At 72.9% G+C, this 8081-nt stretch carries 9 protein-coding genes; 4 read left to right on the forward strand and 5 right to left on the reverse strand.

Annotation, left to right across the window (positions count from 1 at the left end; all coding sequences use genetic code 11):
• Nucleotides 1-506 precede the first annotated feature (506 nt).
• The gene (gene trpS, locus PV410_RS35680; RefSeq protein ID WP_500330142.1) at nt 507-1505 is read left to right on the forward strand and encodes a tryptophan--tRNA ligase; all 999 of its coding nucleotides are present in this window, start codon (nt 507-509) and stop codon (nt 1503-1505) included.
• Between the two features lie 45 nt (nt 1506-1550).
• Here the strand turns inward: trpS and proC are convergent, their stop codons facing one another.
• The 3 genes from proC to PV410_RS35695 form a co-directional block, all read right to left on the reverse strand.
• Entirely contained in the window at nt 1551-2360 is an 810-nt protein-coding gene (gene proC / locus PV410_RS35685) for a pyrroline-5-carboxylate reductase (RefSeq protein ID WP_500330144.1), read from the reverse strand.
• Between the two features lie 66 nt (nt 2361-2426).
• Complete coding sequence (locus PV410_RS35690) at nt 2427-3164, reverse strand: ABC transporter permease (RefSeq protein ID WP_500330146.1); 738 nt, start codon at nt 3162-3164, stop codon at nt 2427-2429.
• Nucleotides 3161-3949 (reverse strand): ABC transporter ATP-binding protein, encoded by a 789-nt coding sequence (locus PV410_RS35695; RefSeq protein ID WP_500330148.1) that lies wholly within the window; start codon nt 3947-3949, stop codon nt 3161-3163. Before PV410_RS35695 ends, PV410_RS35690 begins: the two co-directional genes overlap by 4 nt.
• 200 nt (nt 3950-4149) lie before the next feature.
• Between PV410_RS35695 and PV410_RS35700 the strand changes: the two genes are divergently transcribed.
• From PV410_RS35700 to PV410_RS35710, 3 genes are all read left to right on the forward strand, one after another.
• Nucleotides 4150-4500, forward strand: coding sequence for a hypothetical protein (locus tag PV410_RS35700; RefSeq protein ID WP_500330150.1), 351 nt, complete (start codon nt 4150-4152; stop codon nt 4498-4500).
• Between the two features lie 334 nt (nt 4501-4834).
• Nucleotides 4835-6313, forward strand: coding sequence for a SulP family inorganic anion transporter (locus PV410_RS35705; protein WP_500330152.1), 1479 nt, complete (start codon nt 4835-4837; stop codon nt 6311-6313).
• A gap of 142 nt (nt 6314-6455) precedes the next feature.
• Nucleotides 6456-6893: a hypothetical protein gene (locus PV410_RS35710; protein WP_500330154.1), complete on the forward strand. Its 438-nt coding sequence runs from the start codon at nt 6456-6458 to the stop codon at nt 6891-6893.
• A 69-nt stretch (nt 6894-6962) separates the two neighbouring features.
• Here PV410_RS35710 and PV410_RS35715 read toward each other — a convergent pair whose 3' ends face one another.
• Nucleotides 6963-7739 carry a class I SAM-dependent methyltransferase gene (locus PV410_RS35715; protein ID WP_500330156.1) on the reverse strand — a complete coding sequence of 259 codons (777 nt, stop codon included), beginning with the start codon at nt 7737-7739 and terminating at the stop codon, nt 6963-6965.
• Nucleotides 7740-7791: 52 nt separating this feature from the next.
• Nucleotides 7792-8079, reverse strand: a complete 288-nt coding sequence (locus PV410_RS35720) for an SH3 domain-containing protein (protein ID WP_500330158.1) — start codon at nt 8077-8079, stop codon at nt 7792-7794.
• Nucleotides 8080-8081 lie beyond the last annotated feature (2 nt).

The raw sequence follows: 8081 nt of genomic DNA on the forward strand, positions 1-8081 counted from the left end.
CACCGGCCCCTCCGGGCTTTCCCTTCGTTGTCTCCAACCTTACCAGATCCGTTTCGCGTTTCCGCTCTTCGTTTCCGGCCCCCTATTGGAGCGGGGTTTTTCGTTTCGCGCCTTCCGGCGTGTCCACTACGTTAGCGGATTTCCCCTGCGGTTCATAATCGAGCCATTCGGATCTGATTTCGGCATGCCGAAATCGTCCCCGAGGGGAAGTCGTGCAGTAGTGGTTTGCCGCCGGGCGGCTTGATTGGCCACCTCTGGAAGGTGACCCGTCCGAGGCAGCTTGAGAACACTACACCACGCCCCGGGGTGCTTCAAACCTGTGGCCGTCAACAGGTTTGCGCGTTACCTTCGGGGCATGACCGAGCATGCGCACTCGTACTTGTGGTGGGCCGCCTGACGGCGGCCTTCGCTCAGCGCATGCATCCAACGGCCGCCGCTTCGGCGGCCGTACGTGTTTCTGTTCCGGCTCGCCGACCGCGGTGGTCCCACAGCCGGGAGGAACAGCGATGACGAGGGTCTTCAGCGGGATCAAGCCGACGGGGCACCTGACCCTGGGCAACTACCTGGGCGCCGTGCGGCAGTGGGCAGCTGTGGACCAGCACCGGGCCGAGTCGCTGTTCTGCGTCGTGGACCTGCACGCGCTCACCGTCGAGCACGATCCGGCGCGGGTGCAGCGGCTGAGCCGCCAGGCGGCGACGCTCCTGCTGGCCGCCGGCCTCGACCCGCGGGTCTGCACGCTCTTCGTGCAGAGCCATGTGGACGAGCACGCCCGCCTGGCGTACCTCCTCGAATGCACCGCCACGGACGGGGAGATGCGCAGGATGGTCCAGTACAAGGAGAAGGCGGCCAGGGAGCAGCGGCGGGGCGGCAGTGTGCGGCTGTCGTTGCTGACGTACCCCGTGCTGATGGCGGCGGACATCCTGGCGTACGGGGCGGACGAGGTGCCCGTCGGGGACGACCAGGCACAGCACGTGGAGCTGACGCGGGATCTGGCGGTGCGGTTCAACCACCGTTACGGGCATGTGTTCACCGTCCCCCGGGCGGTGCTGCCGCAGGTGGCGGCGCGGGTGATGAACCTGCAGGACCCGGGGTCGAAGATGGGCAAGTCGGAGGACACCGGCCCGGGAATCGTCTACCTGCTCGACGAGCCCGACGTCGTCCGCAGGAAGGTGCTGCGGGCGGTGACGGACAGCGGGCAGGACGTGGCGTACGACCCGCAGGAGCGGCCGGGGGTGGCGAACCTGCTGGAGATCCTGTCGGCGTGCACGGGCCGGGCGCCGCAGGACCTCGCGGCGGGGTACGACTCGTACGGCGCCCTGAAAATGGACACCGCCGAGGCCGTCGTGGAGGAGCTGCGGCCGTTGTGGGAACGGCACGCGGAGCTGGTGGCCGACCCCGGCTACGTGGACGGGGTGCTCAGGGACGGTGCCGAGCGGGCGCGGGGCCTGGCCCGGCCGACGGTCGACGCGGCCTACCGGGCGATCGGGCTGCTGCCGCCGGGCTGAGGACGTGCTGACGGCGGCCGGGGCCTGCTGAACCCGGCCGGCCGGTCAGCCGTTGCCGGAGGCGAGTTCGCGGCTGCGGTCGCGGGCGGCTTCCAGGGCGGCGATCAGGGCGTGGCGCACGCCGTGCTTCTCCAGTTCCCGGATGGCGTTGATGGTGGTGCCGGCCGGGGAGGTGACGGCCTCGCGGAGCTTGACGGGGTGCTCGCCGCTGTCGCGGAGCATCACGGCGGCGCCGATCGCGGACTGCACGATCAGGTCGTGGGCCTGGGCGCGCGGCAGGCCGAGGAGGATGCCGGCGTCGGTCATGGCCTCGACCAGGTAGTAGAAGTACGCGGGTCCGGAGCCGGAGAGGGCGGTGGCGGCGTCCTGCTGGTACTCGGGGATGCGCAGGGTCTTGCCGACCGGCTGGAAGATCTCCTCGGTGCGCAGCAGGTGCTCCTCGGCGGCGTGGCTGCCGCCTGAGATGACGGACATGCCCTCGTCGACCAGGACGGGGGTGTTGGGCATGACGCGGACGACCGCGATGCCGTCCGCGAGGCGCTCCTCGAAGAAGGAGGTCGGGACGCCGGCCGCGGCACTGATGACCAGCCGGTCGGCGGCGACGTGCGGGGCGAGCTCCTCCAGGAGGGCGGACATGTCCTGCGGCTTCACGGCGAGGATGAGGGTGTCGGCGGTCTTGGCCGCCTCCTCGTTGGAGACCGATTCGACGCCGTAGCGGGCGTGCAGCTCCTGGGCGCGCGCCGGGCGGCGGGCGGTCACGAGGAGGTTCTCCGGCTGTCGGCCGGCACGGAGCATGCCCGACAGGAGGGCCTCGCCGATCTTGCCGGTGCCGAGCACCGCGACTTTCTGCGTCATGGGGTCATCCTCGCACCGTGGGCGGCCCGGAGGCCGTGCCGTCCACGGTGCGGTCACCCTGCGGGATCAGGCCGTACGGCGGCGGAGCGTGGCCGCGCCGAGGGCGAGTGCGAGCGCGGCGCTGCCGGCGACGACGGCGAGGTCGCGGACGAAGTCACCGGTGACGCCGGTGTGGGTGAGGACCTCCTGCATGCCGTCGACGGCGTACGACATGGGCAGGACGTTGGAGATGGCCTCCAGCACCGGCTGCATCCGGTCGCGCGGCATGAGGAGTCCGCAGAGCAGGATCTGCGGCAGCAGCACGGCGGGCATGAACTGCACGGCCTGGAACTCGCTGGCGGCGAAGGCGCTGACGAAGAGCCCGAGGGCGGTGCCCAGGCAGGCGTCGGCGAGGGCGACCAGGAGCAGCAGCCAGGCGGAGCCGGTGACGTCGAGGCCGAGCGCGAGGACGGCGAGCCCGGTGGCGAGGACGGCCTGGACGACGGCGACGGCGCCGAAGGCGAGGGCGTACCCGGCCAGCAGGTCGCCCTTGCCGAGCGGCATGGACAGCAGGCGTTCCAGGGTGCCCGAGGTGCGTTCGCGCAGCGTCGCGATCGAGGTGACCAGGAACATCGTGATGAGCGGGAAGATGCCCAGCAGCGAGGCGCCGACGGTGTCGAACGTGCGCGGGCTTGCGTCGTAGACCCAGGACAGCAGGGTGAGCAGGACGCAGGGCACCACGACCATCAGGGCGATGGTGCGCGGGTCGTGGCGCAGTTGCAGCAGTACGCGGCGGGCGGTGGCGAGGGTGCGGCGCGTGCTCATCGGACGGGCTCCTCGGCCTGGTGGGGGAGCTTCCCGGCGGCCTCGTCGACGAGGCGGAGGAAGGCGTCCTCGACGGTGGGGGCGCCGGTGCCCGCGCGCAGCTCGTCGGGGGCGCCCTGCGCGAGGATGCGGCCCTCGCGCATGAGCAGCAGCCGGTGGCAGCGCTCGGCCTCGTCCATGACGTGGCTGGAGACGAGGAGGGTGGCGCCCCGTTCGGCGGCGAGGCGGTGGAAGAGCTCCCACAGGTCGCGGCGCAGGACGGGGTCGAGGCCGACGGTGGGTTCGTCGAGCACGAGCAGTTCGGGGGTGCCGAGGAGCGCCACGGCGAGGGAGACCCGGTTCAGCTGTCCGCCGGAGAGGTTGCCGGCGAGGGCGGTGGCGTGGGAGACCAGGTCGACGTCAGCGATGGCGCGTTCGACGTGGCCGGGGGCGTCGCCGCCGAGGACGGCGGCGAAGTACTCGAGGTTCTGGCGGACGGTCAGGTCGAGGTAGACGGAGGCGGCCTGGGTCACGTAGCCGACGCGGGGGCGCAGGTCGCGGTGGCCGGCGGGCAGGCCGAGGACGTCGAGGGTGCCGGTGACGGCCGCCTGGGTGCCGACGACGGCGCGCATGAGGGTCGACTTGCCGCAGCCGCTGGGGCCGAGCAGGCCGGTGATCTCGCCACGGGGGACGGTGAACTCCAGGGCGTCCAGGACGGTGCGGCCGCCGCGGACGACGGTGAGCCCGGAGGCGTGCACGGCGGGTCCGGGGCCCGGACCTCCGGGCTCCTCGGCTTTATTCATCATGCGGTGAATAATGCTCCGGGGCGCCTCGGGGCGTCAAGGAGCAGCGGATACATCCGTTTGCGTGACGGATCATTTACACTCCGTTTGCTTAAAGAGCTTGCAAAATGGAGTGGCTGTCTGCGCAAAATGGAGGGCGGCTACGCATCGGAACGGGGGCACCTGTGGTATCGGCCAAGGGAGTTGCGCGTGCTGTCGCCGTCATGGCGGCACTGCTGCTCTCCCTGTTCGCGGCGATAGGCTGCGCCGCCGCCGAGCCCGTTCCCGTCTCCGGCCGCGGCGCGGGCACGACGGTGGCACGCGTGGAGCCCGAGACCCGGAACTGCCTGGCACGCAGGCACGGGAGCAACGGCATACGCCTGGTGCTGCCCGGGACCGTGAGCGTCCCGGCACCGGCACCGGCACCACGGGGCGGCACCGGGACCGATGAGACGGTCCCGGCGGTAGGCGCCCAGGTGTCCGCCGCCGTGACGGCGCCGCGGACCGCCCGGCAGGCGGTACCCCTCTCCAGATCCGGAGAACTACCGATCGCCCTCGGCACGTTCCGCTGCTGAGGCACGGCCTGCCGCCTGCTCTTCCCTCCTGACCGCGGTCGTCGCCCGCGGCCCGGGCCCCACCCGGCCCGGCCCGCGCCGGCGCCCGCGCGTCCACGTGCACGCACATGCACTCGTACGCGGCGCCCGCGGTCCGGGAGAACCGTCCCCCCACACTGCTCGACCACGTACGCCCCCGCCCACGCCGGCGCCGGGGCGCAATGGAGGACACCCGCGTGAAGACCTTCATCCCCCCATCCCCCACCTCTTGTTCCGCCCTCCCCCCACCAGCCGTCCGGCCCCTCCGGCCCGTCCGCGGCTCCCTCACCCCCGCCCCCGCGCGGTGAGCCGCCTCATGCGCGCCGCGTCGCGACTGCCCCGCCCGCAGTCGCTGCGCGCCGACGTCACCGCCTCCCTCGTCGTCTTCCTCGTCGCCCTGCCGCTGTGCGTGGGCGTGGCCGTCGCCTCGGGGGTGCCGGCCGAACTCGGCCTGGTCACCGGCATCGTCGGCGGGATCGTGACCGGCTTGCTCCCCGGCAGCAGCCTCCAGGTGTCCGGCCCGGCCGCCGGACTCACCGTCCTGGTCTACGAGGCGGTCCAGGATTTCGGACTGCCCTCACTGGGCGTGCTCGTGCTCTGCGCGGGCGGGCTGCAGCTCGCCATGGGCGTGCTCCGGCTCGGCCGCTGGTTCCGGGCCATCTCCGTCGCCGTCGTCCAGGGCATGCTGGCCGGCATCGGCCTGGTGCTGATCGCCGGACAGGTCTACGCGCTCACCGACACCGCGGCACCGGCAGGCGGCGTCGCGAAGATCGCCGGATTACCGGGACTGGTCGCGGGCACCGTCGCCTCACCCACGGCGCTCACCGCGCTCGCCGTCGGCGGCGGCACCATCGCGGTCCTCGTGCTGTGGCCCCGCATCCCGCGTGCCGCGCGGCTGCTGCCGGGGCAGCTGGCCGCGGTCGCGCTGGCCACGGGCGCGGCCGTGCTGTTCGGCCTGCCGGTCCAGCGCGTCGAGGTGGCGGGGCTGCTCGACGTCGTCCAGCCGCCGGGTGCCGGGCAGTTCGCGGGGCTGGCCAGCCTGTCCGTGATCGGCACCGTGCTGGCCTTCACGCTGATCGCCTCCGCCGAGAGCCTGTTCAGCGCCGCCGCGGTGGACCGGCTCCACGACGGGCCGCGCACGGAGTACGACAAGGAACTCATCGCGCAGGGCGCGGGCAACGCTGTCTGCGGGGCGCTCGGGGCCCTCCCGATGACCGCGGTGATCGTCCGCAGCGCGGCCAACGTGCAGGCGGGCGCCCGTACGAAGGCGGCACGTGTGCTGCACGGCGTGTGGCTGCTGCTGTTCGCCGCGCTGATCCCCGGCGCCCTGGGGGTGATCCCCGTGGCAGCGCTGGCGGGTGTGCTGGTGCACGCGGGCTGGAAGCTCGTACCGGTGAAGGAGCTCGTGCCGCTGTGGCGCGCGCACCGGGGCGAGGCCGTCGTCCTGGTGGTGACCGCGACGGCGATCGTGGCCACCAACATGTTCGAAGGGGTCCTCATCGGGCTGCTCACGGCCGTGGTCAAGGCTGCCTGGGAGACCTCGCAGACCCATGTGGAGATCCACGACAAGGGTGAGGGCCCGATCGTCGTCCGCGTGCTGGGCAACGCCACCTTCCTGCGGCTGCCCAAGCTGCTGGAGCAACTGGAGGCGCTGCCCCGTGACCGCCCGATGGAACTCGACCTGCGCCGGCTGCGGCACCTCGACCACGCCTGCGGCATGGCCCTGCTCGGCTGGGCCGAGCGGCACAACGAGGAGGGGGTGACGCCCGTCCGGGTGCAGGGCGCACCGGTGTGACGCGACGGCCCGGGACCGGGCGGGACGGGGCGCCGCCCCTGACCCACGGTTCCGGGCCGTCTCAGGGTCATCCCCTATGGCTTCGGGAGCGGAGCGGAGTGACCGTGGCCATATGAGGCGTTCTACCGATGTATCCCGGGACGTGACCGGAGCCGAGAAGCGGCAGCTCGCGATGGCCTCGGCCACCCTCGGCCCCTGGCGCCCGGCGGCGGCGGTCGGCGCGATCGGCGGCGGGGTCTCCCTCGCCGCCTCCGCCCTGAGCGGCGACTTCGGGCTCGGCGTCGTCGCCGGCGCCGTGTCCGTCGCGCTGATGCTCTTCTTCCTCGTCGGCGGCGCCGGCGCGGTGACCGGGCGCGGCCCGCGCGCCGACCGCCGCATACGCCGCTGGGCGGCGGCCCACCCTTGGCGCGTCGCGCTGGTCCCGGCGGGGATGCTGCTCGTCACCGACGTCGTGATGCGCCAGATCCTGACCTCCGAGGGCTTCTTCGGCAGCCTCTGGGACGGCCTGTGGCGAGGGGTCCTCGTCGCGGGCGTGGTCGGCGTCGTCGGTTCGGTGGCCGGGAAGCGGCGGGCCGGCTAGGGCCGGCCGCCGTGCCCCGGCCGCCGGGCCTTGACCCTCTCGGTCCTCGACCCCCTCGGTCCTCGACCGTCAGTCCTTGACCGCCACCGTGAGGTCGACCTTGTAGGGCTCGACCACGTGACCGTCCGGGAAGAGCGCCAGCAGCGCGCGCCGCTCGTCGTCGAGGATGCGGCGGGCGGTGTCCGGGGCGAGCACGGCGAAGTAGGAACGGCTGCCGAGCATCGTGAGGTGCGTGTCCAGCGCGACGGTGCGCGTCCAGTGCAGGACGCGGGTCTCGGTGCGCATCCCCAGGCGGGAGCCGAGCGAACGGAGGATGTCCTCCGCCGTCCCCGTCAGGCCGTTCTCGTGGTAGCGGGGGACCGCGCGGGCCAGCCGCTCCTCCTGCTCCCGCACCCAGGCGACGCCCAGGTCCGGCACGTTCCACCACAGCGCGAGCGCGCCGCCCGGCCGCAGCACCCGTGCCGCCTCGGGGGAGGACTTGGCCGCGTCCGTCCAGTGCCACGCCTGGGCGTACGTCACGAAGTCCGCCACCCCGGACGCGAACGGCAGCGCGTCCCCGTCCCCGCGTACGAGCGGCACGTCCGGCTGCCCCGCCCGCAACTGCGCGGCCATCCCCGCCCCCGGCTCCACGGCCGTCACGTTCGCCCCGCGCGCCCGCAGCAGCGCCGTGGCGATCCCCGTCCCGGCCCCCACGTCCAGGACCGCGGCGCCGGCGAAGGGACGGCCGCTGATCTCCTCGACGGCGTCGAACAGCTCTCCCGGGTAACCGGGGCGGGCCGCGGCGTACTGCGCGGCGACGGTGTCGAACGACTGGGCGAGCACGCGGTGGGCCGGGTGTGTGGTCATGGGGGTTGTCCTTCCCCGTGGGACGCGGGCGCGACCCACCGCGTGGGCTCGGTCAGACGCACCTTCCGGCGACGTACCCGTCGCTGCCGGTGTGCACGTAGGTGTCGGAGACGTACTGGTCCGGGCCGATCCGGTCCCAGATGTTCGACGTGCCGTAGTAGCCGCTGACCGTCTCGCCCGGGGTCTGGCAGATGATCGGCACCTTGACGTCGTAGGGCAGTACCTTCACGATCTGGTATCCCGTGCCGGGGCCGATACGGACGTTGAGCCGTACGTCGGGGGCGACCGAGTAGTACACGAGATCCGCGGACGCCGCGGTCGCCTCGGCGGCACCCCCCAGCA

It is taken from the genome of Streptomyces sp. PA03-5A (assembly GCF_033792725.1).
Taxonomy (GTDB): domain Bacteria; phylum Actinomycetota; class Actinomycetes; order Streptomycetales; family Streptomycetaceae; genus Actinacidiphila.